The following is a 25,689-nucleotide window of genomic DNA, read 5'->3' as shown; positions in this document are numbered from 1 at the left end:
TNTTTTTATGGATATCCCTTATTTTAATAAAGGAGGGACTGCTTCGTAATTAATCTCAACGCGGCGATTTTCTTTCCACGCTGATTCATCATGTCCCGCATTAACAGGAGCTTCTTTACCATAACTTACAGCTTCAAGTTGCTGTGGGTTTACACCATTGGTAATTAAATAGCTTTGTACAGCTTTAGCACGACGCTCACCTAAAGCCATGTTGTATTCACGTGTACCACGTTCATCTGTATGGCCTGTTAATGCAACTTTTGAATTTGCATTTGCGATAAGGAACTGAGCATGAGCTTGAAGTGTTTGGTAGTCTTCAGTAGATAAATCGCTGCTGTCATAATCAAAGTGAACAACGCGTTTAGCCAAAGCCGCTTTATTTGCTTCAGTTACACCTTTAGATGAAGCACCTGCCAAATTTTGAGCATTTAATGCAGCATCTTCACTTAAACCAGAAGTGTTTACCGTGCTTGGGTTTGTACCAGTCGTAGTCGTCGCTGCAGGTTTACGGCTAGCACAGCCTGTCATTACGAGTGCTACGCTAAGAAAGGGTAGAGCTAAATATTTGATTGATTTCATGATCATCTCCGTCAATGGAATTAAAAGTTATTTTGGTGCCCAGGCTGGTTCACGTACTTCACCTTGTTCGCTTGGTAAATTCATACGGAAACGTCCATCAGTAGACATAATAGACAACAAGCCACGGTTGCCTTCACGAGTTGCGTAGACCACCATTTGCCCATTTGGTGAGAAACTTGGTGATTCATCTAAACTAGTTGGGGTAAGAATATTGGTGATGCCAGTATTAATGTCTTGAATTGCAACTTTATAACTGCTGCCACTTGGGCGATGAACAAGTGCAATCTTTTTGCCATCTGCACTCAGAGTTCCACGTGCATTAAATGACCCTTTAAATGTCAAACGCTTTACTGAGCCATCAGCAAAGGTGTAACGATAAATTTGGGCAGAGCCACCCCGGTCAGAAGTGAAAATAAAGGATTTTCCATCTGGTGTATAACGTGCTTCGGTATCAATTGCCGAGTCATTTGTCATGCGTTTGACTTGGCGAGTTGATAAATCCATTTGATAGATTTCAGGGTTGCCATTCATAGATGCTGTAAACAGCATTGATTGGCCATCGGGTGAGAAACTTGGTGCGCCGTTTAAGCCTCTGAAACTAGTAAGAACTTCACGTGTTCCAGTTGATAAATCCTGTAAATAAATTGCTGGACGTTTAGTTTCAAAAGAAACATAAGCAATTTTTTTAGCATCTGGTGTCCATGCCGGAGAAAGAATTGGATCACGAGATGATAAAACGGTCTTTGGTTGTTCACCATCCGTATCTGCAATTTGTAGTGTATAACGCTCGGCAGGTGTTGCAGGGTTTCTTAGTACATATGCAATACGGCCACTAAAGTCACCTGGAATACCAGTAAGCGCTTGATAAATAGCATCACTTACCATATGGCCAGCCTGGCGTATGCGTGCAGCTGGTACATTTAAAAGTTCATTTAAAATGTATTGTTGCTTTTGTACATCATAAAGTTGGTAGTGAACTTCAAAACCTGTCGCTGTTTGTTTAATTTGACCCGTAACTACATATGGAATACCTGCGGCTTGCCAGTCAGAAGCTTGAATCTGGTTAATTGCAGCATTGGCAGGTAAGTTTTTAGATGAGCTTGTAAAGCGTCCAGAACGGTTTAAGTCTGTTTCAACAATAGGATAGAGCCCATTGTCGTTAGTAAATGGGACAATAGCAATTTTGGGTGCCTGATCTGGTGCTTTGGCAATTTCCAGATATAACTGGGCAAAAGCAGTTGTAGAAGCAATAGGGCTTAAGGCTGTGATCAGTGCTAAAGATAGCAGGTGTTTGCGGCTCGTATTCATAAGTTTAAAGTCATAGCAGGTATTTTTGTGACTGTTGATTTTGTAGCATAGTTACATGCCTTAAACTATTTAAAGCATGTAACTCTTTCAAAATTATTGCGCTCTAAATGTAGAGCTAACACTTCTTGCTTCACGTCTTGCATCTGGATCTGATGGCATAGGATAGGGCGCTGCGGCTTGAATTGCAGCTTTAATACTTGCGTCTAAAGCATCGTCACCACTTGAACGCGTGATCACAATAGAATTAACGCTTCCCGAATCCGACAGAGTAAAACGAACACCAACTGTTTTACCACTACTGCCAGTTGGGACATCCCAAGAGCGTCGAATTTTTTGCTCAAAATCGCGTCTAGCTGAAGAAGCAACCTTTTTAGCTTCAGCTTTCTTTTGAGCTGCCTCTTCTTGTGCTTTTTGAGCAGATGCAGCTTTTGCTTCAGCCTCCGCTTCAGCTTTGCGTTTAGCATCGTCAGCAGCTTTTTGCTGTTTGGCTTTGGCATCGGCCTCAGCTTTACGTTTAGCATCGTCAGCAGCTTTTTGTTTGGCTTTAGCATCAGCTTCAGCTTTGCGTTTAGCATCATCAGCTTTTTGCTGTTTGGCTTTTGCATCGGCTTCAGCTTTACGTTTAGCCTCGTCATTGGCTTTTTGTTGCTTAGCTTTTGCATCGGCCTCAGCTTTGCGTTTAGCTTCCTCAGCTTTTTGTTGCTTAGCTCTAGCGTCAGCTTCTGCTTTGCGTTTAGCCTCGTCAGCTTTTTGTTGCTTAGCTTTAGCATCGGCATCAGCTTTACGTTTAGCATCATCATTAGCTTTTTGTTGCTTGGCTTTAGCATCGGCATCAGCTTTACGTTTAGCATCATCATTAGCTTTTTGTTGCTTAGCTTTAGCCTCAGCTTCGGCTTTTCGCTTAGCTTCTTGTTGTGCTTGAAGTTTAGCGTTTTCAGCCTTTTGAGCTTCACGTTTTAATTTTGCATCAGCCTCAGCTTTACGTTTAGCGTCTTCAGCAGCTTTTGCATTTTGTTCAGCCTTACGTTTTTGTTCGGCTTCTGATTTTGCTTTAGCCTCAGCTTGGTGTTTGGCTTCAGCCTGCTGCTTTTGAGTTTCCTCTATGCGTTGCTGCTCTGCTGCTTGTTTCGCTTTCGCAGCTTCTTCAGCTTTACGCTTTTGCTCAGCTAACTTGACTTGCTGGGCCTGTTCGGCCTTTTGCTTTTGAGCAGCAAGTTGTTGAGCTGTTGGAGGAGGTGGTGCAACTGGAAGATTTTGAGGTAGCGTTTCATCCACAATAGGGGCTAATATCTCTTTTGCTTCATTTGTAGCTGTAGTCTCTTGTTCAATTTCTTTGGCTAAAGGAGGAGGTAAATCTTCTGGCTTAACTAAAATAGTCGTTAGCTTTTTTGGCTGTTCAGGTGGTTTACTCAAGCCTAAAAAAAGCAAGCTAACAATGGCAATTGCATGAACTCCGAGTGTAAAGCTCAATGCAATCGGATTTTGTTTAAAGTGCGGCTTTTGATTTTTGTTCATAGCTTATTTTAAAGGCTCTGTCAGAAGGCCAACTTGAGTTAAGCCTGCTTCTTGTAAACTTGCCATTAATGATACGACTTCACCATAAGGACGAGACTTATCACCATTGACTAAAACTGTGAGTTGTTTGTTTTCTTGTTCAGCTTGTTTTTGAGCATCGCTTAAAACTGCTTCGAGTTTTTCACGAGATAATGGTTCATTATCTTTGTAATCTTCATACTGAAGATAAATATTGCCATTTTTGCCAATTGTTACCATGGCTGGCATATCTTTTGATTCGATAGGATGGTTATTTGCTTGAGGTAAATCAACCTTGATACCACTGGTAATCATAGGAGCAGTTACCATAAAAATAACCAAAAGTACGAGCATAACGTCAATATAAGGTACGACGTTCATATCACTTTTTAATGGTTTTTTTATGCGCTCAAAGCGCCCTGAACGCTGAATTGCCATTATGCATCTTCCTGTGATGAACCCACAGATTGACGTTGCAATAAAGCAATCATCTCTTCAGCAAATAAAGCGCGATCAGAATAAACACTTTCACTTTTAGCAGTGAAGTGGTTAAAAGCCAATACAGCAGGAATTGCGGCAAACAAACCAATTGCAGTTGCAATAAGTGCTTCGGCAATACCCGGTGCAACAGTTGCCAGAGTTACTTGATCAACCGCAGCTAAACCGATAAAGGCATTCATAATACCCCAAACAGTACCGAATAAACCGATATATGGGGCCACAGAACCAATACTTGCTAAAGTCCCTAAACCATATTCTAAATGGCTTTGATCACGGCTCAAACCTACGTGCAAAATACGTTCAGTGCCTTCAATTGTTTGTGAAACAGGAGCCTGACGCTTTTTGAGTTTAAAAAATTCGCTCAACCCTTGATAAAAAATATCTTCAAGCCCAGAGCGCTTTGAGTTGAGTTGGGCATTGTTATAAAGCGTACTGAGTTCAGCACCAGACCAGAACATTTTTTGGAAATGTTCATCGTCTTGATGTGCTTTTTTATAACTCATATGTAACTTGGCAATCAGATACCAACTAAAGATCGATGCTAACAATAAAATTAGCATGACCAACTGAACGACTGGACTTGCTTGTAAAATAAGGTCAGAAATATGCAGGGTTGATTCAATGTTTGTTGCCATAGGTTACATATGCCGGTTGTTTTTTTAGTCTTGTTCCAATTCTTTACGAATAAGATCACGTATTTCTTCTGGAAGACGACGAGCTACAAGTTCTTTACTTAAACATGCCAACTCAACCTCGCCAGAAGCAAGCAAGATTTCACCACGATAAATATTTTGTTGCAACACAAATGACGCAGCTTTACATGAAACTACACGTGCTGTAACAGTAATTAAATCATCCATTAAAATAGGACGCATGTATTTTACGTCAATTTTGTGTACGACAAAGTTGTAGTCTTTTTGATGCCAGTAATGATCAACGCCAGAAGCACGGAGCCATTCAGTACGGGTACGTTCCATATAGCGAATATGGTTGGCATGGTAAACAATACCACCTGCGTCCGTATCTTCAATATAAACACGAATGTTGAATTCAAAATGATTCGCCATGAGAGTATTCCGTTTTAGTTCACTATAGAGCTTTATATTTAAAATATGGCTTTGAATAAAACATTGGTTCCATTCAAAAGCCATACATCTGCTTTTAAATACGGGGCAGTTTAGCAGATTGCATACTAAGTCCTATGGCACAACCTTTCAATTGCGGTTGCTGTATTTCTAATCGAAAAACGCTATATCTTATGGCTAGCAAGCTTTTTAAGTTAAGAGGGCTTCCATGAAGTTTGAACTTGTTTTGATATATTCGGATAATCTAATACGAATCTTACATGTAGCTCGGTCCCAGTTTTTAAAGCCTTGTTATCTACAATAAAATAAGGGCTATGATTTGGTGCCGCCTGAGTTAAGTCTTGATTTTCTGGTGTTGCACCCAAGAAAACAAAGAATGACGGCATTAACTTGCCATAATAGGCAAAATCTTCACTTGCGCTTGCATTATGATCTAAAACATGGAGTTTTGAATCGCCAACAACTTTGGCTAGGGTTGGCTGAATAAACTGAGTGAGCGCTTTATCATTCATGGTCACTGGAGCGTAAGGAGCAATTTCAACTTTGGCGGTGACGTCATTGGCTTGAGCGTTATGCTCTATCATGGCAGGTAAACTTTTTAAGATATTTGCCCGTACCTGTTCGTTATTAGAACGAATAGTACCGATCATATTGACTTGTTCTGGAATCACATTTCCTGCTGTACCACCTTGAATGTTACCGATACTGACGACGCCCATGCCTTGAGTGAGATCAGTTCTTCGGCTAATAAGACTCTGTAAATTATTAATCATTTGTGCCGATGCATAAATCGGATCTCTACCTAACCAAGGGGTTGAGCCGTGAACCTGCTTGCCGTTGACCTGAATACGTAAATGGTCTGCACTATTTAAAATGGCACCATCTTTATAATAAAGGTGTCCACTTTGCATACCAGATATGACATGCATTCCAAAAATAGCTTCGGGTTTATAATCCTTAAATGCACCGTCTGTGATCATTTTTCTTGAGCCGATCTGATCACCCTGTGTAAAGTTGTCTATATCTGCTCCACCTTCTTCAGCAGGTTGAAAAACAAAGACAACCGTACCCGATATTTTATCTTTATTGGCAGCCAGAATTTTTGCTGCGCCTAATAACATTGCAGTGTGTGCGTCATGTCCACAAGCATGCATTACGTAAGTTTCTTTTCCTTGATAAATTGCTTTTTGTTTACTCGCAAAGGCAACACCACTTTTTTCTTCCATAGGTAGCGCATCCATGTCGGCTCTAAGTGCAATAATAGGGCCGGGTTTATTCCCTTTTAAAATGCCAATAACACCTGTTTTTGCATAACCTGTTTTGACCTGAATGCCATAGGACTTTAATTCTTTTTGAACTAGTGCAGATGTTTTAAATTCCATATTGCCAAGTTCAGGATGCTCGTGAATATGTTGTCTTAATTGAATCACCTGATTTTCATTTTGTTGTGCAGCATCTTTTACCCAATCTGCTAGGCTCAGCTGGCTCATTAGAGCGAGTGGAAAAATCAAAGCGGCTTTTTTGTACATGTCCTTATCCTAAAAATATTATTGTTCATAAGATTTGCTATCTAGATTTCTTATAATTCAGTTTTCAAAAATATTAAAAAATCAATAAGGTATAAAAAAAGACTTAAAAGGTATAGAGTGGCTAATTTATTGATAAGACAATTATTATTTTAATTGAATAAAGAGATTAAATTAAAAAAGGAAGAGAAAATTCTCTCCCTTTGGTTAGTTTTTAGGCTCAGGTGGTGTCATTCCAAACTGTAAATAAGATTGGTTGGTTGCAATCCGACCTCGTGCAGTACGCATGACATAACCTTGTTGAATTAAATAAGGTTCAATCACATCTTCAAGCGTACCGCTGTCTTCAGCCATCGCTGCTGCAAGCGCTTCAACTCCAGCAGGACCGCCATCAAAACGCTCGAGTAGCATGCTCAAATAACGTCTGTCGAGGGTATCTAGGCCAGCTTTATCAACATTGAGCATATCTAGTGCGCGCTGCGCCATTTCATGGGTCACTTCACCTGTGCCTTTCACTTGAGCATAGTCACGAACACGTCGTAATAAACGGTTAGCGATACGAGGTGTTCCTCGTGATCGGCGTGCTACTTCTTCTGCGCCTTCAACTGTAATGGGTACATCCATTAAGTTTGCAGAGCGTGACACAATGTGAGTCAAGTCTTCTACAGAGTAAAACTCAAGACGTTGTACAATACCGAAGCGATCACGTAGTGGTGAGGTCAGTAAGCCCGCACGTGTAGTGGCAGCGACGAGTGTAAAAGGCGGTAAATCGAGTTTAATTGAACGAGCAGCAGGGCCTTCACCAATCATGATATCTAATTGGTAATCTTCCATCGCTGGATACAGAATTTCTTCAATCACTGGTGAAAGACGATGAATCTCATCAATAAATAAAACATCGCCTTCTTCAAGGTTAGTCAGCATTGCTGCTAAATCACCTGCACGCTCTAATACCGGTCCTGAAGTAGATTTGAGGTTACCCCCCATTTCTCGGGCAATAATATTAGCAAGTGTGGTTTTACCTAAACCCGGCGGACCAAAAATCAGCGTATGGTCGAGTGCTTCACCACGGCCACGAGCAGCACCAATGAAAATTTCCATTTGCTCGCGTACGACTGGTTGCCCAATATAGTCGGCAAGAGAAGTTGGTCGAATAGCCCGGTCAAAATGATCTTCTGGTTTTTCTGTTCCACTGATTAGACGGTCTTGCATAAGTGTTTTACTTCATCATGGATTTAAGAGCAGCACGAATAATATCGGCTGATTCTGTGTAATCGGCTTTAACCGCAGCAACAGCTTTTTGTGCTTCAAGTGGTTTATAACCTAAAGATTGCAAAGCAGCTTCTGCCTCTGCAACAGGAGAGTTTGCAGCAAATTGAATTTGAGGCATGGTCGCCACAGTTGAAGTGCCTTGAGCCAATGTTTTGAAACGGTCACGGAGTTCAATCATTAAACGTTCAGCTGTTTTTTTGCCAACCCCTGGAACTTTGACCAGCGTATTAATATCATCATGTTCAATGGTGTGAACCAATAACTCAACACTTAGCGTCGATAAAATACCCAATGCCATTTTCGGGCCGACACCATTTACTTTTAATAAGGTGCGGAAAATTGTTTTCTCTTGAGCATCACTAAAACCGTAGAGTTGTTGAGCATCTTCACGAACAACTAAATGCGTCCATAACGTAACTTTCTGGCCTTTTTGTAATTGGCAAAATGTTGAAAGTGGTGTATCAATTTCATAACCCACACCGTTCACATTTAGTAAGACAGTAGGGGCTTCTAGGGCAAACACTTCGCCAATTAAACATCCGATCATAGCGTAATTTCACTTATTCATAACTGTAAATCTGGTCGTTCTAAAATGAATTGAAAACGACACTAGTTTTATTTCTTTCTATATCAAGCCAGCTTAAAACAAACCTATTTTATTGCCTTGTAGCTCTTGCGCCAAGCTATAAGCCTGATGATCTGAGAACTTACTGATAATATCGAGGACTTGCATGATATTGCTGTAGTGATTATTGCTAAAGTTAGCACCATATAGATTAAGGATAGACATTAAACGTTGTTCTTTAAAGCTTAAAGATTTATGCGGAGTTGTGAGTGGTACAAATGCATCTAAAATCGTTTGTAAACTTTGGTGCGCAATAATTTCTAAACCAGACTTCTGCGGGTGCTCAAAAATTTTATCACGTGCCAGATTTTTGGCAGTTTCGATACCAATTGCAATATCTGGCGAACAATATTGCAAAAGATTGCCTTTAAGCTGACCTGTAATGATTTCATAATGATGTTTAGCAAAAGCCGTAGTGACTTCATCAACAAGACGTTTCATAACGCGGCCGCGTAATGCTGAGATCTTTTGTTGCCATGTACTGTTTGGATGAGATAACTCTTCAGGTTGACCATAGTCGGCAATAAGATTTAGGAATATTGGTTCAACTTCTTGGTAACTCAGCATATTTAAGACAATGCCATCTTCTAAATCAATGAGGGCATAACAAATGTCATCAGCGGCTTCTAATAAGTAGGTGAGTGGATGACGACAATAATGATATTCCCCGAGTTGAATCAGCCCGAGCTGTTCCGCAATCTGTTTTAAAATTTCTTTTTCAGACTGATAACAACCAAACTTTGCTCTTTGATGGGAAGGGCGGTCACCCTGCGAAGCAATTGTTTTTGAAAGCCATGGATATTTTAGATAAGCACCTAAAGTTGCATAAGTTAAGCGCATACCACCATCATTTGGATGATAATCAATGCGACTTAATAGACGTAATCCTTGAGCATTACCTTCAAACTGACGAACGTCAGCTTCTTCTTCGGGACTTAGCTTTTTTAAAAAATCATCATGTGATGCATCATCGAACCATTCACGAATTGCATATTCACCCGCATGGCCGAAAGGGGGATTACCAATATCGTGGGCCAGACAAGCTGCCTGAATAATTGCCCCGACATCGGCAGGTGAAATCCAAACGGGTAATTCATCTTTTATTTTTTCTGCGGCAAGCATACCCATTGAGCGACCAATGCAGGAAACTTCAAGGGAGTGTGTTAAGCGGGTATGAATACCATCGTGTTGTGCTAAAGGGTGAACTTGAGTCTTACGGTTTAACTGACGGAAACTTTGAGAAAATATAATGCGATCATAATCTTTATGGAATGGGCTACGAGCCAGTTCTGTACTACTTTTTTTGCTACCTAAACGAACTGCGGAAAGCAGCTCTAACCAACGCATTTGTTCCATTTATCATTATTCAAAACTATAAAACCTGATCATGCCAAAAAAAACTTAAAAGCACTAGCTTGGTGCGACATAGTTTGTCTTAGTTCGGGTTTTATTATGTTATTGAATAAACATGCAACAATTTATTTTTAGCAAGAATGACTAAAAAAATGATTTTGAACAAAAAACAAATCACTTCTTGCAGAATTAGGTTACAGAATACTGATTCTACATCTAGCTGATTTTACCAAGAAGCAGTAGAATATGCGCTCTCTCTAAAGTCACATTGCGGTAAGGTTCACAAGACCTGCCCGTGGAGCCAAAATCAACATGTTTATCGTGGCCGGTGCAGCAGCACATTCTTCTTTTAAGAAAGCTCAACTATTAACACGTTTATCGTCAATTAGTTCTGTTCAATCTTTTGACAGCCAATGGGTCTATTTGTTTGATCAAGCGCTCAACGAGCAGCAACATCAATCTGCTTTGCAATTATTGAATGACGGTGAGTCTTTTGAACTTCGTCAATCTGCAAGTGATGAGATTCAGATTTTAGTTACACCACGTGTGGGTACTATTTCACCTTGGTCTTCTAAAGCAACTGATATTTTCAAAAACTGTAATACACCAGTACACCGTCTAGAACGTGGTCTTTTATTCACGTTAAAAGGCGTTACTGAAATTACGAATGAAGTTAAACAAGTACTTCATGACCGTATGACAGAAACAGTTTTTGCCCAAATTGAAGATGCAAAAGCATTATTCTCAGAAACAGCTCCAAAACCATTAAATTCAATTGATATCTTGGGCCAAGGCAAAGAAGCTTTGGTTAAAGCGAACAATGAGTTCGGTTTTGCGCTTTCTGAACAAGAAATTGATTATTTAACAGAAGCATTCGGTAAGCTTGGTCGTAATCCAAATGATATCGAATTGATGATGTTTGCACAGGCGAACTCTGAACACTGTCGTCATAAAATCTTTGGATCTGAATGGACAATTGATGGTGAAAAACAACCATTATCATTGTTCCAGATGATTAAAAACACTTATAAAGAATCTCCAACTGATGTGTTATCGGCATATAAAGATAATGCTTCAGTAATTGTGGGTTATGACACGATGCGTTTTTATCCGAAAGCGGATGAAAATGGTCACTTTGTTTATAAATATAAGAGCCAAGCTGCTCATATTTTAATGAAGGTTGAAACTCATAACCACCCAACAGCAATTTCTCCATTTGCTGGTGCTGCAACAGGTTCAGGCGGTGAAATCCGTGATGAAGGTGCAACTGGTCGTGGTGGTAAACCAAAAGCTGGTTTAACAGGTTTCACAGTTTCGAACTTAAATATTCCTGGTTTTGAACAGCCTTGGGAAGAAAACTACGGTAAACCTTCACGTATGGCTTCGCCATTACAAATCATGATTGAAGGTCCATTAGGTGGCGCGGCATTTAACAATGAATTTGGTCGTCCTGCGTTAAATGGTTATTTCCGTACTTTCGAACAGAATGTAAATGGTGAAGTGAAAGGCTTCCACAAGCCAATCATGATTGCTGGTGGTTACGGTATTATCCGTCCTGACCATGTAGAAAAAGATGCGATTCAACCAGGTGATTTACTCATTGTGTTGGGTGGTCCTGCAATGTTAATCGGTCTTGGTGGTGGTGCAGCATCTTCTGTAGATAGCGGTACAATGGGTGAAAGCCTTGATTTCGCTTCTGTACAACGTGAAAACCCAGAAATGGAGCGCCGTTGTCAAGAAGTAATCGATACTTGCTGGCGTTTAGAAGACTTCAACCCAATCGTTTCTGTACATGACGTTGGCGCGGGTGGTCTATCAAATGCTATGCCTGAACTTGTGAATGATCATGAGTTAGGTGCAGTTCTTAACCTTCGTAAAATTCCTTCATTAGAGCCGGGCATGAGCCCAATGGAAATCTGGTCAAATGAAGCTCAAGAGCGTTATGTTCTTGCAATTCGCCCAGAGTCTTTAGAACAGTTCGAATCAATCTGTGCTCGTGAACGTTGTCCATTTGCCGTGTTAGGTGAAGCAACTGAAGCTCGTCATTTAACTGTTGAAGATCCATTGTTCCAGAACAATGCAGTTGATATCCCAATGCAAGTAATGCTTGGCGGTACACCGCGTATGCAACGTTCTTATGAAACAATTGAACGCAAAGGTAACGAATTTGACGCTTCAAAAGTTGATTTGAAAGATGCGATTTTCCGTGTATTGAAAAATCCTACAGTTGCGTCTAAGTCATTCTTAATCACCATTGGTGACCGTTCAATTACAGGTATGGTTGCACGTGACCAAATGGTTGGTCGTTGGCAGATTCCTGTTGCGGATGCAGCAGTAACGACTACGAGCCTACAAGGGTTCACTGGTGAAGCAATGGCAATGGGTGAACGTCCACCAGTTGCATTGTTAAATCCAGCAGCATCTGCTCGCTTGGCAGTTGCTGAAGCAATTACCAATATTGCATGTGCAAACATTGAACAAATTAGCGATATCAAACTTTCTGCAAACTGGATGGCTGCTGCTGGTCAAAAAGGTGAAGACCAAGCATTGTTTGAAGGTGTGAAAGCGATTGGTATGGAAATGTGTCCTGCTTTAGGAATTGCGATTCCTGTAGGTAAAGACTCGCTTTCAATGCGTACCACTTGGAATGATAATGGTGAAGATAAAGCTGTAACATCTCCAATGACTGGTGTAATTACTGCATTTGCTCCAGTAGCTGATGTTCGTAAGACTTTAACACCTGAACTTAAGAATTTAGAAGACTCAGTACTTGTCCGTATTGATTTATCTAAAGGACAATTCCGTTTAGGTGGTTCTATTCTTGCGCAAGTATATAAAGCAATTGGTTCAATCACTCCAGACGTTGATAGTTTTGATGATTTCAAAGCGTTCTTTGCTTTAATTCAAGATTGGAACAACCGTGGCTTGATTCAAGCTTACCATGACATCGGTGATGGTGGTTTACTTGCAACTGTTGCTGAAATGATGTTTGCTGCACGTTTAGGTGTTGCATTAGAAGACCAAACTCCAGCAAGTTTGTTTGCTGAAGAAATTGGTGCAGTTGTTCAAATCAAAGCAGCTGATTGGGAAGCTTTACAAGCAGAAGTTGCTGCTTCTAGCTTAAAAGATGCAATTGCTGTAGTTGGTCGTGTAAACAACACAGATCAATTATCTGTAAACGGTTTGACTTTAGAGCGCGCAGAGTTACAACAGGCTTGGTCTGAAGTATCTCATCAGATCCAACGTTTACGTGATAACGTAGAAACTGCTGACCAAGAATTTGCTTTAATTGTAGATAAATCACATCAAGGCTTAATTGCTAAACCAACATTTGACTTGAATGAACCTATCGAAGCACCATTCATTAACACACGTCGTCCTAATATGGCGATCTTGCGTGAGCAAGGTGTAAACGGTCATATTGAAATGGCAGCAGCCTTTGATAAGGTTGGTTTCAATACCGTTGACGTGCACATGAGTGATTTACTTGCTGGTCGCGTTAGTCTAAGTGATTTTGAAGGTTTAGTAACTTGTGGCGGTTTCTCTTACGGTGACGTAATGGGTGCTGGCGGTGGTTGGGCAAAATCTGTATTGTTCAATGCGAAATTACGTGATCAGTTTGAACAATTCTTCCATCGTGAAGATACGTTCAGCTTAGGTATCTGTAATGGTTGCCAAATGTTGTCACAATTAGCGCCACTTATTCCAGGTGCTGAACATTGGCCACGTTTCCACCGCAATATGTCAGAAGTCTTTGAAGCACGTAGCGTAAACGTGCGTGTTGAAAAATCTGTTTCTGTATTGCTTAATGGAATGGAAGGTTCGATTTTACCGATTGCTGTAGCACACGGTGAAGGTCGTGCAGTTGCGAGTGAAGCTGATATTGCAGGCTTGAATGCAGCTAACCAAGTTGCTTTGCGTTATGTTGACAGCCATGGTAACCCGACTCAACATTATCCATTGAATCCGAATGGTTCGCCAGAAGCGATTACTGGTGTAACATCTAAAGATGGTCGTGCAACGATCATGATGCCACACCCAGAGCGTACATTCCGTGCAATTCAACACTCTTGGAGTCCAGAAGAGTGGACTGAAGATGGTGCATGGTTACGTATGTTCCGTAACGCACGTAAGTTTATTGGTTAATATAAAAATTGAAATAAGCCACCGTAAGGTGGCTTATTTGTATGTAGTACGATATTAATAAATAGCAGAGAAGAAAAATGAAATCAAAAATCCATTTCCATGAATTTGCACTTCTGATGGCATTGCTCATGTCTATTGTTTCTTTTTCAATAGATGCAGTCTTACCTGCTTTAGGCGAAATCGGACGAGTTTTTGACTTAAAAAATAATAATCAGACACAGTGGGTCATTATTGGTATTTTTTCTGGTATGACGATTGGTCAACTGATTGCTGGCCCTTTATCCGATGCGATTGGCCGTAAACGTATTTTATTCACAGGAATTGTTATTTACTTTCTAGGAAGTTTGTTGTGCTTTACCACACAAAGTTTTGAATGGTTTCTAGTTGGACGTTTCATTCAAGGGATTGGCGTATCAGGTCCTTACGTGGCTTCTATTTCAATTGTTAGAGATAAATACAGTGGGGCTCAAATGGCCCGCATCATGTCTATAATTATGATGGTGTTTATGGTTGCTCCAGCAATTGCACCAAGTTTGGGACAGCTCATTATCCATTTCTTTGGTTGGCGTGAGATCTTTGTTTTATATATGGCCTATGCCACAGTTGTCGGGGTATGGGTTGCTTTACGTTTGGAAGAGACGTTGCTTCCAGAAAATCGTTTACCTATGCGTCTACGAGCATTTCGGGAAGGTTTTAAAGAAGTTGTAAGTAATAAAACTACCATGAGCTATTTGCTATGTGCAGGTTTTTGCTTTGGTGGATTCATTGGTTACTTAGGTACTTCTCAGCAAATTTTTATGCAGCAGTTTGGGAAAACAGGGCAAGAGTTTAGTGCTTATTTTGCTGTGCTTGCAGGTGTAATGGGAGTCGCTTCATTTACAAACTCTAAAATTGTTATGAAGTTTGGTATGCGTCCAATCTGTATTTATGGCTTTCTAGGTTTGTGCTTAATTTCTTTAGTTTTCTTAGGAATTCAACTTTTAGGTGTGGCTGTTTCATTCTGGATGTTTATGCTTTATGCCTGCATTTTATTTTTATTATTTGGAACTTTATTTGGAAATTTAAATGCAATTGCAATGGAACCGATGGGACATGTTGCTGGTATGGCATCGGCCATTATTGGTGCAGCTTCTTCTGTTTTGTCACTTATTCTAGCCTCTATTATTGGGCAATTATATGACGGTACATTAATACCAATGACTGGCGGCTTCGTCATTTTATGTGGTTTAGCATTTATGATGACAATATATGAGAACAGATATTTAAAGAAATCGAATGCTTAAAATTATAAAGATGCAGCTAGCACACTGAAATTTAAAATTTTGTTCAGAATAAGAGCTGCATATAAATGAGTGTAGCTCTTTTAAGCATTTTAGAAAAATTATAAGCCTATAGACATTCGGCTATTTAACACTTTATAGTTTGTTCAAAATTGGATCAATTTTTGCTTTCTCTGTAACAACGATAAAAATCGGAGATCAAAATGATGAAAAATAAGTATCACATAAGAACAATGTATACCAAAGATAAGGGCTGGCGCTTGTTTGGCTTGGCGCTTGCCATTCAAATCCTCTTTATTGGAGCAAATTATTTGGTAATGATGAGCTGACTTTGATTTAGAAGCTTTTTTAACGGTATGATTTAAAGCAAGTTTACTAGTTTTGAGTCATTCTACTTATGTTAAAGCTGATTTATTACGTGCCTGATTCACATCTTGAGTCGACTAAACAAGCTATTTTTTCTGCTGGTGCGGGGGGTATCGGTAATTACGAACACTGCGCATGGCAAGTGAAAGGAATAGGGCAATTTAAACCAGTCAAAGGTGCAGATCCTTATATCGGAGAGCTGGGTGAACTTGAACAAGTTGATGAGTGGCGCGTTGAAACAATTGTAATTGAAGCAAATGCAAAGGCTGTAGCAAAAGCATTAAAGGCAAGCCATCCTTATGAAGAGCCCGCCTTTGAGTTTATTCAAATCATAGAAATTGATTTTTAATTAAACTGCGAGAAATCTGGTTTACGTTTCTGCATAAATGCTTGTACAGCTTCTAGCATTTCTGGAGATTGAACGCGTTGCATAAAGATTTCAGCTTCATGGTCAATACATTCAATAATTTGATCTAAATCATGTTTCATCAATGCTTTGGTTTGTTTTAATGAGGCAAGTGGTAAAGCTGCTAAATGTTGAGCGGTTGCCTGAGCAGATGCATAAGCATCTTCAACAACTTCATTCACTAAGCTTGCTTGTACTGCGGTTTCTGCATTAAATTTTTTCGCAGTAAATAGAAGTTCAGCTGCTTTGTGATAACCCGCTTGTTTAACCAATAGTTGGCTTGCACCGCCTTCTGGAGAAAGGCCAAGACTTACAAATGGAATTTGGAAAAGGGCGGTATTGTCAGCAACAACTAAATCTGCATGTAATAAAATCGTAACACCAATACCAATTGCCACACCTTTTACTGCAATAATAAGCGGCTTCGATAATCTAGCAGCAGATTTAAGGAGTACAAACGGAGGAACTTGACCTGCTGGGCCTAGATTAGGATTTTGTACAAAACCCATAAAATCTTTCATGTCATTACCAGCGGTAAAATCTTGCTCTACACCACGTAGAACGACTACACGTACATCTTTGTCTTGGTCCGCTTCATCAAGTGCTTTGGCAATCCATAAGTAAAGTTCGCCATACAGTGCATTTTTTGCTTCTGGACGATTTATGGCTAAGGTGAGTACGCCACCTTCTAAATTTGCGTGTAAATGTTGATGAGGTTGTTGAATACAGCTAAGTGTCATCGTACTATCCTTGCTTTAAACCACGTTGTTAATTTTTAGGTTCTCATTATGGCGCATATTTTTTGTAATGCGGTTAACTGGTGAGTTCATAAAAAGTGAAAATCTAATTATGTATAAATTTGACTATCTCGTTTTTATAGGGCGTTTTCAACCATTTCATTTAGCTCATATGCAGACAATTGAAATTGCCTTACAACAAAGCCACTATGTCGTTTTGGCATTAGGTTCTGCTCAAATGGAACGTAATATTAAAAATCCGTTCTTAGCAGTAGAGCGCGAGCAAATGATCTTGTCAAATTTCTCGTTAGAAGAGCAAAAACGCATTCGTTTTGTACATGTAGTAGATGTTTATAATGACGAAAAATGGGTAAAACAAGTCAAATCTTTAGTGAATGGCGTAATTGAACCGAACTCAAAAGTTGGTTTGATTGGACACTTTAAGGATGAGTCTTCATATTATTTACGACTATTTCCTGAGTGGATTATGGTTGAACTTGATAGTTTAAAAGACTCTATCTCGGCAACACCAATGCGTGAAGCTTATTATCGTGGTGAAATCCAGACCGAATTTTTCCCTGTAGGAACTATTCAATTTTTGGATGAATTTAAAAAAACACGCACTTATCAACAGTTGCAACAACGCTTTGAAGAAGATGATCGCTCTAATTTAGATGATTTTGAGTAAGTGCATATAAATTAAGCATCTGCCCAAAAGATAATTCGGTTGGAAAAAGGATCGGTGATACTGAGTTCAAGTGTCTCCCAATCTGTTTTTTCAACCTGAGGCTTAGAAAATTTATAATCTTTTTTGCTTAGTTCACTATGCAACTCATAAATATGTTCCCAATAAATACGGATCGCACTATGAGGACTCGCATCTCCAAAATGCTCAGATAAATGAATAACGCAATCATCTTTAGAAATTTGTAAATATAACGGAAAGTTGTCTTCAAATTGGTGTTGCCAATCAAGCTGAAAACCTAAGAACTCAAGATAAAATGATTGAGCTAACTCGACATCAAAAATTCTTAAAATAGGGGTGATCGAACCTGATTGCATCTTTTTTCCTTTTAACGTGTACCAAATTGTTGAGTCCAATAGCTCTTTTGTTTTACAGATTGATCAGAAGCACAAGCAATTGCATAGGTTGTAAATTTAGGGTTCATTAAGTTACTACAATGTAGGGGACTCGACAGCCATCTAGACATCACTTCATCTAATGTTTTCTGTCCACTCGCGACATTTTCACCATTGGCTTTACCGAGTGTATTATAAATTTTCAAACGTGATTTTAAATCTAGTCCCGTGGAGCCAACATGTCCGAGAAAGTTGTGTGTTGCCATATCTTCACTATGAGAAAGTGCACCTTTATATAAATTATTACTCCAACTTAATGGTCTGGTTGCAGCGAAATGTTGTTGTCCACATTGGCGTGATTGCTGGCGAATTTGATTAATTATTTTAAGTACGATTTGTTGATAGGCAGGGTTTTGTAAATCTTGGCAACTTATTTTTATAGGTGGAGTTTCAACTTGCGTGGTAGATGGTGTAATTGAGGGCGGCATACTGGATGAACTAACGGAGCATGCAGAAATAACAAGACCACTAGACAGTAAATTACAAACTTTGAGCAGACCCATGTAAATACCTTAGCGTGAATTATTCTAATGTCTTTATCATACGCCAAAGTAAAGGAGTAAGTAATTTGTTCATATACAAAAAAACGAGCATCATGCCCGCTTTTTGTTTCTTAAGTTTATTAAGCTGTTTGTAGAGCTTTTAAGTCTTCTAGAACTTGCTCTGCATGCCCAGCTGCTTTAACTTTGCGATAGCTTTTAACTAAAGTTTTGTTATGGAAAATAAAAGTAGAACGTTCAATACCCATTACTTTTTTACCATACATATTCTTTTCTTTAATCACATCAAAGTGATTACAAAGAATTTCTTCTTTATCACTGATCAGATCAATAGTAAGTGCTTGCTTCTCTGTAAAATTTTGATGGGCTTTTACCGAGTCACGTGAAATACCGAAAATACGGGCACCTAAAGCATCAAACTGATCTTTCAAACAAGAAAAACCCACTGCTTGTGTTGTACACCCTGGTGTTGAATCTTTAGGATAGAAGTAAATAATTAGCCATTCATTTTCGACTTCGGTCAAGTTCACTTCGCCGTGTGTAGTAGGGAACACCTGATTTGGCAGTTGAATATTCTCAGACATTTCTTATCCTTTAAAAGTTAAATTTGATTTAATTCAAGTGGTAAAAAAGCGTATTCCTCATGATAAACAATATTGAGTTTTCTTACAGGGATTGCTTTGTTAAAAATTGGCCCATCAATCACGGTCGTATGAAATTCACCGCCCTCACCACATGGATCAATGCCACGGTTCTCAAGCTCTTGGATATATTCTAAAGTTAAAGTTTTTCCTAAATCTCCTACCTTCATCCCGAGTTTAAGGTTTACGGTCACCACTACACTCTGGAATCCAAGTTGAATAAATTCTTCAACAACTTCACGATGCGGACGTAGCCAAAGAGGCATTGCTAATTGAAGACCTACTTGTTGCGTTACTCGATCATGCCAACAGCCGTGTTCAGGCATATCAAGGTCACCTGTAACCAGTACCTCGGCTCCTTGTTGCTTTGCTTGATTGAGTAATTCAATAAACTTTAATTCATAGTCATTCCAACTTGATGAAGCCATAAGCACGGGAAAGCCGATTGCTTTAGCTTGCGCTTGAATAATATCAAGAGGCATGGCATGTGAGCGAGAACGTTGGCCTTGTTCTTCTAGCATTACGATCAATCCAATCACTTCGCCTGTCTGCATTGCATGGTAGAGTGCTAGAGAACTGTCTTTGCCTCCACTAAATGAGACAATAGACCTTTTATGGTTAGCATTAGTTTTCCATTGTTCTTGCATAGCTTACATCAAATGAATTGGTCAAAAGTGCTGTTATTTTAACAGAGCTATAAAAAAGCCTGCATAAATGCAGGCTTAATTTGGAACATTAAAATCTTATTTTTTAGGAGCTTGTTGTTGAGCTGCCTTCATTGCATCTTCAGTTAACTTTTCAAGCTTAGTTGTTAACTGAGGACCAAAACATGCTTTAAGATCACGGTTTTGTTGTTGTACAAATCCTAGAGAACTTGGGCTTTTCTTCGCATTGATTGCGCTTTGGATTTCCCATTTTTGTGCTTCAGTCACTTTACCTTGTGCTTCAACCTGACAGCTACAGAATTTGCTAACTTCAGATGAACTTAACTTGCCGCCTTTAGCAGTTTGTTCTTTACAAACGTTAACTAATGCACCTTTAACGTTAGTGCTTTTATATGCCGCTTGAACTGGGTTTTCAGCTGCTTGAACTGAACCAGCCATAAGTGCAGCTGCTGAGAATAAAGATGAAAGAATAAGATTTGATTTTAACAACTTCATAAATTTTACCTACTTATTACGGTATATAGCGTGTTGGATCGGTAACACCAGCATCGATAAAGCCTTCTTTACGCAAACGGCAACTGTCACATTTACCACACGCACGTCCTTGAGCATCTGCTTGGTAGCAAGATACCGTTTGACTATAGTCTACGCCATGTTCAATCCCTAAACGTATGATATTCGCTTTGGATAAATGTAACAGGGGTGTTTCAAATTTAAGTGGTTTTCCTTCTACGCCAGCCTTAGTTGCTAAACGGGCCATATTCGCAAAAGCATCAATAAATTCAGGACGACAATCAGGATATCCTGAATAATCAACAGCATTGATACCAATAACAATAGCTTCAGCATTAAATACTTCAGCTGCTGCTAGAGCATATGAGAGGAAAATAGTGTTACGCGCTGGTACATAAGTTACAGGAATACCTTCTTGTAACTGTTCTGGTACTGCAATGTTGTGATCTGTAAGTGCTGATCCACCTAAATTAGCGAGATCAATATTAATTACACGATGTTCAACACCTGAACGCTGAGCTAATGCTTTTGCAGCATCAAGTTCAGTGGTTGAGCGTTGACCATACATAAAACTAATAGCAATACATTCATAGCGCGCTTGTGCCCAAGCTAGGCAAGTGGTTGAGTCTAAGCCGCCTGAAAGTAAAACAATGGCACGAGAGCGCATATTTTTCTCCATATTCGGAATGATTTATTTTATTGAGTGATTAACGACCTGATTCATCGTTCCAAAGCAGTTTATGTAACTGAAGCTGGAAACGAACAGGTAATTTATCATCAAGTATCCACTGTGCCAGATCACGTGCTAGACGTGGCAGGCCTACAGCACCTTTTTCAACCGCAAAGGCAGGGGAGAACCAAACGGTACTGACTTTGGTTTGCAGTTGATATTTTTCAACTTGTTGCTTTGACCATTCATAGTCTTCACGATTACAAATCACAAATTTGATTTGGTCACGTGGTGTTAAATGGTCAAGATTACTGATGAGATTGCGATGTTCTTCACCAGAAGTTGGAGTCTTTAAATCTAGGACTTTTGAAACACGGGGATCCACTCTTGATACATCAAGGGCTCCACTGGTTTCTAACGAGACGTCAAAACCTGCTTCACATAAACGTTGTAATAAAATCAAACAGTTTGGCTGAGCAAGAGGTTCACCACCTGTCACACAAATATAAGGTGTTTGAAATTGTGTAGCTGTTTCAATGATATGTTCAAGTGAAAAACGTTCGCCACCCTCAAAGGAATAGGTGGTATCGCAATAGCTACAACGTAATGGACAGCCTGTTAGACGAATAAATACAGTCGGTAGGCCAGAGGCATTTGCTTCACCCTGCAACGAGTAAAAAATCTCGGTAATGCGTAAACCGGACGCAGGGTCTGAGACAGGAATTGCAGAGGAACGTAAGGAAGCCATTCTAGAAATACCACACTATATAAAAAATAAAATCTCTACGATCAGTTTGATCGTAGAGATGAGGAGCGATTAAAGCTCCGCAAGAGAGTTATAACAAATTAGTCAGCGCGTAACAAATCGTTCAAGCTTGTTTTTGAACGTGTTTGCGCATCAACTTTTTTCACGATAATTGCAGCATATAAGCTGTAAGTACCACATTTAGATGGCAAGCTGCCTGAAACTACAACTGAACCTGCTGGTACACGACCATAATGGATTTCGCCAGTTTCACGGTCATAAATTTTAGTTGATTGACCAATGAAAACGCCCATTGAAATGACTGAGCCTTCTTCAACGATAACGCCTTCAACGATTTCTGAACGCGCACCGATAAAGCAGTTGTCTTCAATAATAGTTGGGTTAGCTTGTAATGGTTCTAAAACACCACCAATACCTACACCACCAGACAAGTGAACATTTTTACCGATTTGAGCACATGAACCTACAGTTGCCCATGTATCAACCATTGTGCCTTCATCTACATAAGCGCCAATGTTGACATAAGATGGCATTAACACCACGTTTTTAGCTTGGAAGCTACCACGACGTGCTACAGCAGGAGGAACAACACGAACACCTGCAGCTTTAAATTGCTCTTCAGTCCAACCAGAGAATTTAGTTTCAACTTTGTCATAGAAACGAAGATCACATGACTCGATTGGTTTATTGTCATTGAGTTTAAATGATAATAAAACAGCTTTTTTTAACCATTGATGAACAACCCATTCACCATTGATTTTTTCAGCAACTCGAAGTGTACCGTTATCTAAACCAGCAATTGCTTCTTCAACAGCTTGGCGAATTTCGCTTGAACAATCTGCTGCAGTAAAATTTGCGCGGTCTTCAAATGCTTGTTCAATGATTGTAGAAAGCTGAGACATGATCTTCCTTCCATAAAAAATTTTAAAGATTTTACACTAATTTGTGACAAGAATCTTTCAAAAAACGTGTTACGTTTGATTGATGATATAAATGAGGTAAATCAAAATAAGCTTATTAGATAATCAAGTGTTTTTTACACAAAAATGATTTGAAAATAAAAATTTAACTCAATTTGTATCAAAAAATAACAGAAATCTAGCATTTTTTGTATAAAAAAGAATCTAAGCTGTCATTATTATGATTTCAGTCACAAGATGAATAAATTAAAAACAGAGCCTTTTTGAGGAGAAAACTATGAAAGCATTACGTGTATTAGTCACTACAACAGCTTTATTCGCTGCTGGCGCTGCTATGGCAGATGAAGCCGTTGTTCATGACAGCTACGCATTTGACAAAAACCAATTAATTCCTGTGGGGGCACGTGCTGAGGTAGGTACAACTGGTTACGGTGGTGCTTTATTATGGCAAGCAAACCCATATGTAGGTTTGGCTCTTGGTTATAATGGTGGTGACATTTCGTGGACAGATGATGTTTCTGTAAATGGTACTAAATATGACCTAGATATGGATAACAATAATATCTACTTAAATGCTGAGATTCGTCCATGGGGTGCAAGTGCTAACCGTTGGGCTCAAGGTTTATATGTAGCTGCGGGTGCTGCTTATTTAGATAACGATTACGATCTAACTAAACGTTCGCAAGACGGTACTATTAAAGTAAATGGTAATAATTATAACTTTAATGGTTCAGTGGATGGTAAATTAAGTTATAAAAATGATATCGCTCCATACTTAGGTTTTGGTTTTGCACCTAAAATCAATAAAAACTGGGGTGTATTTGGTGAGGTAGGTGCTTACTATACTGGTAACCCAAGTGTAAATCTTAAATCAAATGGTACATTTGTTAATGTTAATGGTGCTGACTTTGATAAAGACTTACGTGCTGAAGAAAACGAAATCCGTAATGATGATAAATACCAATGGTTACCAGTTGGTAAAGTTGGTGTGAACTTCTACTGGTAAGATCACAAAAGAAAAAACGAGCTACGGCTCGTTTTTTTGTACCTAATAAAATAAATAAAAGAGCTAAAAAGCCCTTTTATTTATTTGAATTTTTATTCATCTGGGTAAGCAATTTTCTTAAGTGCTTTAATATCCGCATCAGGTGAGCATAAAGAAATAAACTCGTAACCATAACCGCGTAATAAGTGACCTTTGCGAACCGCAATCCACGTTGTATTAACACCAAAAATATCAGTTTTGGTTTGCTTTAAACGATAATCACGTTCTGTATCATAAGCCACGTCATTGACAATACCCACACCCATGCCAAGTTCCACATAGGTTTTGATAACATCGGCATCCAGAGCTGACATTACGATATCTGCATCTAGATGAGCCTCTTCAAACGCTTTATCAATTTTAGATCTACCTGTAAAACCACCATGATAAGTAATGAGTGGATATTCTGCTAAAAGTTCTAGAGTGATCTTATCCGCCTGCACTAAAGGATGATTTTGCGGGGTAATAATACTGTGCTGCCATTGATAGTAAGGAATGCTAGCCAGATTTTCTTCAGTCGTTAAAGACTCGGTTGCAATTCCAATATCCGCTTCACCTTGTAAAAGCATTTCTGAAATTTCCACAGGGCTAGCTTGTTGTAAAATCAAATGAACTTTTGGAAATAATTTCTTAAATTGATTAACGATTGGAGGCAATACATAACGCGCTTGAGTATGCGTAGTTGCGATCGTTAATGTTCCTTCATCAACCTTATTAAAATCTTCAGCAAGTCGTTTAATATTTTCAGCATCCACTAACATGCGTTCAACAATGCTAAGAAGTGACTGGCCTGGTTCAGTTAAACCTAAAAGGCGTTTACCTTTACGAACGAAAAGTTGAACACCTAATTCATCTTCTAAATCTTTGATATGTTTACTTACACCCGATTGAGATGTGTAGAGTGCAGCCGATGCTTCCGTCAAGTTAAAGTTTTGGCGTACTGTTTCTCGGATAATTCTTAATTGTTGAAAGTTCATTTACACTTTTCCTCAAAAGAGGTGAGGAGCGTCTAAAGATCCGCAAGATATTTCCTCACCAAATATATTTCTTAAGCAACTTGGTCTGCAAATAAGTGCAATTGAGATGCGCTCACCCAAACAGTTTGATTAGGTTTAAATGCATGTAATTTTGCAGCTTCACTGCTCAGAGCAATTTCAATTAAACGTCCATTACGGTCTTGTAATTCGGCCACTACTTTTCCAGCAATCCAGATTTCACGTACAAAAGTCGCTTCAATGGTATTCGCTTGCGGTTGCGAGTGAATATGTAACTCATCTGGACGGGCAAAAGCAATCACTTTTCCTTGAGGTGCCTCAACTGCTGTTGGTAATTGAATACGGTCATTACCGATACGGATAATACCTTCCGTATGTTCACCTTCAAATCGATTTGCCTGACCCAAGAAATCAAACACAAATGGCGTTGCAGGTTTTTCATAAACTTCACGAGGTGAACCGATTTGCTCAACATTACCTTTATTCATGACAATAATCTGGTCTGCAACCTCAAGTGCTTCTTCTTGATCGTGAGTCACGAAAATTGAAGTGATATGCAATTCATCATGTAAGTTGCGTAACCAGCGACGTAATTCTTTGCGTACTTTGGCATCTAGAGCGCCAAATGGTTCATCGAGTAATAACACGCGAGGTTCTACTGCTAAAGCACGGGCTAAAGCAATACGCTGACGTTGTCCGCCAGAAAGCTGAGCAGGGTAGCGGTCTGCTAAAAAGCCTAGTTGAACTAGATCAAGTAAACGAGTGACACGTTTTTTAATTTCAGCTTCCGAAGGACGGGTTGCACGAGGTCGAACACGTAAACCAAAGGCAATATTGTCAAATACAGTCATGTGACGGAATAAAGCATAGTGCTGAAATACAAAGCCGACCTGACGCTCACGCACATGTACATTAGTCGCATCTTCACCTTCAAGTAAAACCTGACCGCCATCGGCTGACTCTAGACCTGCAATGATACGAAGCAGAGTCGTCTTACCACAACCAGATGGTCCAAGTAGCGCAACCAGTTCACCCTCTGGAAAGTCTAGGGAAATATTTTTAAGCGCATGGAATGCACCAAAGTGTTTTTCAATATTTTTAACTTGAATACTCATGA

The 25,689-nt window shown here is 39.4% G+C and carries 27 protein-coding genes; 6 read left to right on the top strand and 21 right to left on the bottom strand.

Going from position 1 to position 25,689, the window contains the following annotated elements:
* Nucleotides 1-18: 18 nt before the first annotated feature.
* The 10 genes from pal to HMPREF0013_RS15870 all read right to left on the bottom strand — a co-directional run bounded on the left by pal (nucleotide 19) and on the right by HMPREF0013_RS15870 (nucleotide 9,785).
* On the bottom strand, nucleotides 19-579 hold the full coding sequence (gene pal / locus HMPREF0013_RS15915) for a peptidoglycan-associated lipoprotein Pal (RefSeq protein WP_002118513.1): 561 nt from the start codon (nucleotides 577-579) through the stop codon (nucleotides 19-21).
* Between the two features lie 27 nt (nucleotides 580-606).
* Complete coding sequence (gene tolB / locus HMPREF0013_RS15910) at nucleotides 607-1,887, bottom strand: Tol-Pal system beta propeller repeat protein TolB (protein ID WP_002118491.1); 1,281 nt, start codon at nucleotides 1,885-1,887, stop codon at nucleotides 607-609.
* Between the two features lie 93 nt (nucleotides 1,888-1,980).
* The gene (gene tolA / locus HMPREF0013_RS15905; protein ID WP_005803844.1) at nucleotides 1,981-3,402 is read right to left on the bottom strand and encodes a cell envelope integrity protein TolA; all 1,422 of its coding nucleotides are present in this window, start codon (nucleotides 3,400-3,402) and stop codon (nucleotides 1,981-1,983) included.
* 3 nt (nucleotides 3,403-3,405) lie between these two features.
* Nucleotides 3,406-3,858, bottom strand: a complete 453-nt coding sequence (gene tolR, locus HMPREF0013_RS15900) for a protein TolR (RefSeq protein ID WP_002118490.1) — start codon at nucleotides 3,856-3,858, stop codon at nucleotides 3,406-3,408.
* Complete coding sequence (gene tolQ / locus HMPREF0013_RS15895) at nucleotides 3,858-4,556, bottom strand: protein TolQ (protein ID WP_002118374.1); 699 nt, start codon at nucleotides 4,554-4,556, stop codon at nucleotides 3,858-3,860. The genes tolR and tolQ overlap by 1 nt, the downstream gene beginning before the upstream one ends.
* A gap of 24 nt (nucleotides 4,557-4,580) precedes the next feature.
* Nucleotides 4,581-4,988, bottom strand: coding sequence for a tol-pal system-associated acyl-CoA thioesterase (ybgC, locus tag HMPREF0013_RS15890; protein WP_004699892.1), 408 nt, complete (start codon nucleotides 4,986-4,988; stop codon nucleotides 4,581-4,583).
* Between the two features lie 212 nt (nucleotides 4,989-5,200).
* Nucleotides 5,201-6,535 (bottom strand): M20 family metallopeptidase, encoded by a 1,335-nt coding sequence (locus HMPREF0013_RS15885; protein ID WP_002118689.1) that lies wholly within the window; start codon nucleotides 6,533-6,535, stop codon nucleotides 5,201-5,203.
* A 204-nt stretch (nucleotides 6,536-6,739) separates the two neighbouring features.
* Nucleotides 6,740-7,744, bottom strand: a complete 1,005-nt coding sequence (ruvB, locus tag HMPREF0013_RS15880; protein WP_002052424.1) for a Holliday junction branch migration DNA helicase RuvB — start codon at nucleotides 7,742-7,744, stop codon at nucleotides 6,740-6,742.
* A gap of 7 nt (nucleotides 7,745-7,751) precedes the next feature.
* Complete coding sequence (gene ruvA / locus HMPREF0013_RS15875) at nucleotides 7,752-8,351, bottom strand: Holliday junction branch migration protein RuvA (RefSeq protein WP_002118762.1); 600 nt, start codon at nucleotides 8,349-8,351, stop codon at nucleotides 7,752-7,754.
* A 93-nt stretch (nucleotides 8,352-8,444) separates the two neighbouring features.
* Nucleotides 8,445-9,785, bottom strand: coding sequence for a deoxyguanosinetriphosphate triphosphohydrolase (locus HMPREF0013_RS15870; RefSeq protein ID WP_002118538.1), 1,341 nt, complete (start codon nucleotides 9,783-9,785; stop codon nucleotides 8,445-8,447).
* A 309-nt stretch (nucleotides 9,786-10,094) separates the two neighbouring features.
* Here HMPREF0013_RS15870 and purL point away from each other — a divergent pair, with 309 nt between their 5' ends.
* The 4 genes from purL to HMPREF0013_RS15855 all read left to right on the top strand — a co-directional run bounded on the left by purL (nucleotide 10,095) and on the right by HMPREF0013_RS15855 (nucleotide 15,923).
* Nucleotides 10,095-13,928: a phosphoribosylformylglycinamidine synthase gene (gene purL / locus HMPREF0013_RS15865; RefSeq protein ID WP_005803843.1), complete on the top strand. Its 3,834-nt coding sequence runs from the start codon at nucleotides 10,095-10,097 to the stop codon at nucleotides 13,926-13,928.
* A gap of 77 nt (nucleotides 13,929-14,005) precedes the next feature.
* Nucleotides 14,006-15,211, top strand: coding sequence for a multidrug effflux MFS transporter (locus HMPREF0013_RS15860; RefSeq protein WP_002118777.1), 1,206 nt, complete (start codon nucleotides 14,006-14,008; stop codon nucleotides 15,209-15,211).
* Nucleotides 15,212-15,411: 200 nt separating this feature from the next.
* Nucleotides 15,412-15,537 (top strand): KGW motif small protein, encoded by a 126-nt coding sequence (locus tag HMPREF0013_RS25425; protein ID WP_002118600.1) that lies wholly within the window; start codon nucleotides 15,412-15,414, stop codon nucleotides 15,535-15,537.
* A 68-nt stretch (nucleotides 15,538-15,605) separates the two neighbouring features.
* The gene (locus HMPREF0013_RS15855; RefSeq protein ID WP_002118807.1) at nucleotides 15,606-15,923 is read left to right on the top strand and encodes an NIF3 1; all 318 of its coding nucleotides are present in this window, start codon (nucleotides 15,606-15,608) and stop codon (nucleotides 15,921-15,923) included.
* On the opposite strand, the gene HMPREF0013_RS15850 is transcribed toward HMPREF0013_RS15855, so the two are convergent.
* A complete protein-coding gene (locus HMPREF0013_RS15850) occupies nucleotides 15,920-16,720 on the bottom strand; it encodes an enoyl-CoA hydratase-related protein (protein ID WP_002118542.1) in 801 nt (266 codons plus the stop codon). The two genes, HMPREF0013_RS15855 and HMPREF0013_RS15850, sit on opposite strands and share 4 nt — an antisense overlap.
* A 109-nt stretch (nucleotides 16,721-16,829) precedes the next feature.
* On the opposite strand from HMPREF0013_RS15850, the gene HMPREF0013_RS15845 reads away from it, so the two are divergent.
* The gene (locus HMPREF0013_RS15845; protein ID WP_002119001.1) at nucleotides 16,830-17,405 is read left to right on the top strand and encodes a nicotinate-nicotinamide nucleotide adenylyltransferase; all 576 of its coding nucleotides are present in this window, start codon (nucleotides 16,830-16,832) and stop codon (nucleotides 17,403-17,405) included.
* A gap of 11 nt (nucleotides 17,406-17,416) precedes the next feature.
* On the opposite strand, the gene HMPREF0013_RS15840 is transcribed toward HMPREF0013_RS15845, so the two are convergent.
* The 8 genes from HMPREF0013_RS15840 to dapD form a co-directional block, all read right to left on the bottom strand.
* On the bottom strand, nucleotides 17,417-17,779 hold the full coding sequence (locus tag HMPREF0013_RS15840) for a glyoxalase superfamily protein (RefSeq protein WP_002118499.1): 363 nt from the start codon (nucleotides 17,777-17,779) through the stop codon (nucleotides 17,417-17,419).
* Nucleotides 17,780-17,790: 11 nt separating this feature from the next.
* Nucleotides 17,791-18,360 carry a CAP domain-containing protein gene (locus HMPREF0013_RS15835; RefSeq protein WP_002118403.1) on the bottom strand — a complete coding sequence of 190 codons (570 nt, stop codon included), beginning with the start codon at nucleotides 18,358-18,360 and terminating at the stop codon, nucleotides 17,791-17,793.
* 119 nt (nucleotides 18,361-18,479) lie between these two features.
* Nucleotides 18,480-18,941 (bottom strand): peroxiredoxin, encoded by a 462-nt coding sequence (locus HMPREF0013_RS15830; RefSeq protein ID WP_002118936.1) that lies wholly within the window; start codon nucleotides 18,939-18,941, stop codon nucleotides 18,480-18,482.
* A gap of 17 nt (nucleotides 18,942-18,958) precedes the next feature.
* The gene (locus HMPREF0013_RS15825; RefSeq protein ID WP_002118891.1) at nucleotides 18,959-19,645 is read right to left on the bottom strand and encodes a diphthine--ammonia ligase; all 687 of its coding nucleotides are present in this window, start codon (nucleotides 19,643-19,645) and stop codon (nucleotides 18,959-18,961) included.
* Between the two features lie 96 nt (nucleotides 19,646-19,741).
* Nucleotides 19,742-20,158, bottom strand: a complete 417-nt coding sequence (locus HMPREF0013_RS15820) for a hypothetical protein (protein WP_002118993.1) — start codon at nucleotides 20,156-20,158, stop codon at nucleotides 19,742-19,744.
* Nucleotides 20,159-20,174: 16 nt separating this feature from the next.
* Nucleotides 20,175-20,843, bottom strand: coding sequence for a 7-cyano-7-deazaguanine synthase QueC (gene queC / locus HMPREF0013_RS15815; protein WP_002118843.1), 669 nt, complete (start codon nucleotides 20,841-20,843; stop codon nucleotides 20,175-20,177).
* A 40-nt stretch (nucleotides 20,844-20,883) separates the two neighbouring features.
* Complete coding sequence (gene queE / locus HMPREF0013_RS15810) at nucleotides 20,884-21,594, bottom strand: 7-carboxy-7-deazaguanine synthase QueE (RefSeq protein ID WP_002118723.1); 711 nt, start codon at nucleotides 21,592-21,594, stop codon at nucleotides 20,884-20,886.
* 98 nt (nucleotides 21,595-21,692) lie between these two features.
* The gene (dapD, locus tag HMPREF0013_RS15805; RefSeq protein ID WP_002118664.1) at nucleotides 21,693-22,514 is read right to left on the bottom strand and encodes a 2,3,4,5-tetrahydropyridine-2,6-dicarboxylate N-succinyltransferase; all 822 of its coding nucleotides are present in this window, start codon (nucleotides 22,512-22,514) and stop codon (nucleotides 21,693-21,695) included.
* 295 nt (nucleotides 22,515-22,809) lie between these two features.
* Between dapD and carO the strand changes: the two genes are divergently transcribed.
* Complete coding sequence (carO, locus tag HMPREF0013_RS15800; RefSeq protein WP_002118918.1) at nucleotides 22,810-23,538, top strand: ornithine uptake porin CarO type 4; 729 nt, start codon at nucleotides 22,810-22,812, stop codon at nucleotides 23,536-23,538.
* A 92-nt stretch (nucleotides 23,539-23,630) separates the two neighbouring features.
* Here the strand turns inward: carO and HMPREF0013_RS15795 are convergent, their stop codons facing one another.
* Both HMPREF0013_RS15795 and HMPREF0013_RS15790 read right to left on the bottom strand, forming a co-directional pair.
* On the bottom strand, nucleotides 23,631-24,554 hold the full coding sequence (locus tag HMPREF0013_RS15795) for a CysB family HTH-type transcriptional regulator (protein ID WP_002118601.1): 924 nt from the start codon (nucleotides 24,552-24,554) through the stop codon (nucleotides 23,631-23,633).
* 71 nt (nucleotides 24,555-24,625) lie between these two features.
* Entirely contained in the window at nucleotides 24,626-25,687 is a 1,062-nt protein-coding gene (locus HMPREF0013_RS15790; protein WP_002118816.1) for a sulfate/molybdate ABC transporter ATP-binding protein, read from the bottom strand.
* Between the last annotated feature and the right edge of the window lie 2 nt (nucleotides 25,688-25,689).

Origin of the sequence: Acinetobacter sp. SH024, assembly GCF_000163635.1 — a bacterium.
GTDB lineage: Bacteria > Pseudomonadota > Gammaproteobacteria > Pseudomonadales > Moraxellaceae > Acinetobacter > Acinetobacter pittii.
Note: the sequence above shows the minus strand (reverse complement) of the source record. Positions and strands in the feature narration are given on the sequence as shown.

Bases quoted from the DNA above. Each gene is read 5' to 3' on its own strand.
- HMPREF0013_RS15835 (WP_002118403.1), bottom strand. From the start codon at position 18,360: ATGGGTCTGCTCAAAGTTTGTAATTTACTGTCTAGTGGTCTTGTTATT.
- ruvB (WP_002052424.1), bottom strand. From the start codon at position 7,744: ATGCAAGACCGTCTAATCAGTGGAACAGAAAAACCAGAAGATCATTTT.
- queE (WP_002118723.1), bottom strand. From the start codon at position 21,594: ATGGCTTCCTTACGTTCCTCTGCAATTCCTGTCTCAGACCCTGCGTCC.
- HMPREF0013_RS25425 (WP_002118600.1), top strand. From the start codon at position 15,412: ATGATGAAAAATAAGTATCACATAAGAACAATGTATACCAAAGATAAG.
- tolB (WP_002118491.1), bottom strand. From the start codon at position 1,887: ATGAATACGAGCCGCAAACACCTGCTATCTTTAGCACTGATCACAGCC.
- HMPREF0013_RS15850 (WP_002118542.1), bottom strand. From the start codon at position 16,720: ATGACACTTAGCTGTATTCAACAACCTCATCAACATTTACACGCAAAT.
- HMPREF0013_RS15885 (WP_002118689.1), bottom strand. From the start codon at position 6,535: ATGTACAAAAAAGCCGCTTTGATTTTTCCACTCGCTCTAATGAGCCAG.
- dapD (WP_002118664.1), bottom strand. From the start codon at position 22,514: ATGTCTCAGCTTTCTACAATCATTGAACAAGCATTTGAAGACCGCGCA.
- HMPREF0013_RS15795 (WP_002118601.1), bottom strand. From the start codon at position 24,554: ATGAACTTTCAACAATTAAGAATTATCCGAGAAACAGTACGCCAAAAC.
- ruvA (WP_002118762.1), bottom strand. From the start codon at position 8,351: ATGATCGGATGTTTAATTGGCGAAGTGTTTGCCCTAGAAGCCCCTACT.
- tolQ (WP_002118374.1), bottom strand. From the start codon at position 4,556: ATGGCAACAAACATTGAATCAACCCTGCATATTTCTGACCTTATTTTA.
- carO (WP_002118918.1), top strand. From the start codon at position 22,810: ATGAAAGCATTACGTGTATTAGTCACTACAACAGCTTTATTCGCTGCT.
- queC (WP_002118843.1), bottom strand. From the start codon at position 20,843: ATGCGCTCTCGTGCCATTGTTTTACTTTCAGGCGGCTTAGACTCAACC.
- pal (WP_002118513.1), bottom strand. From the start codon at position 579: ATGAAATCAATCAAATATTTAGCTCTACCCTTTCTTAGCGTAGCACTC.
- HMPREF0013_RS15790 (WP_002118816.1), bottom strand. From the start codon at position 25,687: ATGAGTATTCAAGTTAAAAATATTGAAAAACACTTTGGTGCATTCCAT.
- HMPREF0013_RS15830 (WP_002118936.1), bottom strand. From the start codon at position 18,941: ATGTCTGAGAATATTCAACTGCCAAATCAGGTGTTCCCTACTACACAC.
- tolA (WP_005803844.1), bottom strand. From the start codon at position 3,402: ATGAACAAAAATCAAAAGCCGCACTTTAAACAAAATCCGATTGCATTG.
- HMPREF0013_RS15820 (WP_002118993.1), bottom strand. From the start codon at position 20,158: ATGAAGTTGTTAAAATCAAATCTTATTCTTTCATCTTTATTCTCAGCA.
- HMPREF0013_RS15840 (WP_002118499.1), bottom strand. From the start codon at position 17,779: ATGCAATCAGGTTCGATCACCCCTATTTTAAGAATTTTTGATGTCGAG.
- ybgC (WP_004699892.1), bottom strand. From the start codon at position 4,988: ATGGCGAATCATTTTGAATTCAACATTCGTGTTTATATTGAAGATACG.
- HMPREF0013_RS15825 (WP_002118891.1), bottom strand. From the start codon at position 19,645: ATGCAAGAACAATGGAAAACTAATGCTAACCATAAAAGGTCTATTGTC.
- HMPREF0013_RS15855 (WP_002118807.1), top strand. From the start codon at position 15,606: ATGTTAAAGCTGATTTATTACGTGCCTGATTCACATCTTGAGTCGACT.
- tolR (WP_002118490.1), bottom strand. From the start codon at position 3,858: ATGGCAATTCAGCGTTCAGGGCGCTTTGAGCGCATAAAAAAACCATTA.
- HMPREF0013_RS15860 (WP_002118777.1), top strand. From the start codon at position 14,006: ATGAAATCAAAAATCCATTTCCATGAATTTGCACTTCTGATGGCATTG.
- HMPREF0013_RS15870 (WP_002118538.1), bottom strand. From the start codon at position 9,785: ATGGAACAAATGCGTTGGTTAGAGCTGCTTTCCGCAGTTCGTTTAGGT.
- HMPREF0013_RS15845 (WP_002119001.1), top strand. From the start codon at position 16,830: ATGTATAAATTTGACTATCTCGTTTTTATAGGGCGTTTTCAACCATTT.
- purL (WP_005803843.1), top strand. From the start codon at position 10,095: ATGTTTATCGTGGCCGGTGCAGCAGCACATTCTTCTTTTAAGAAAGCT.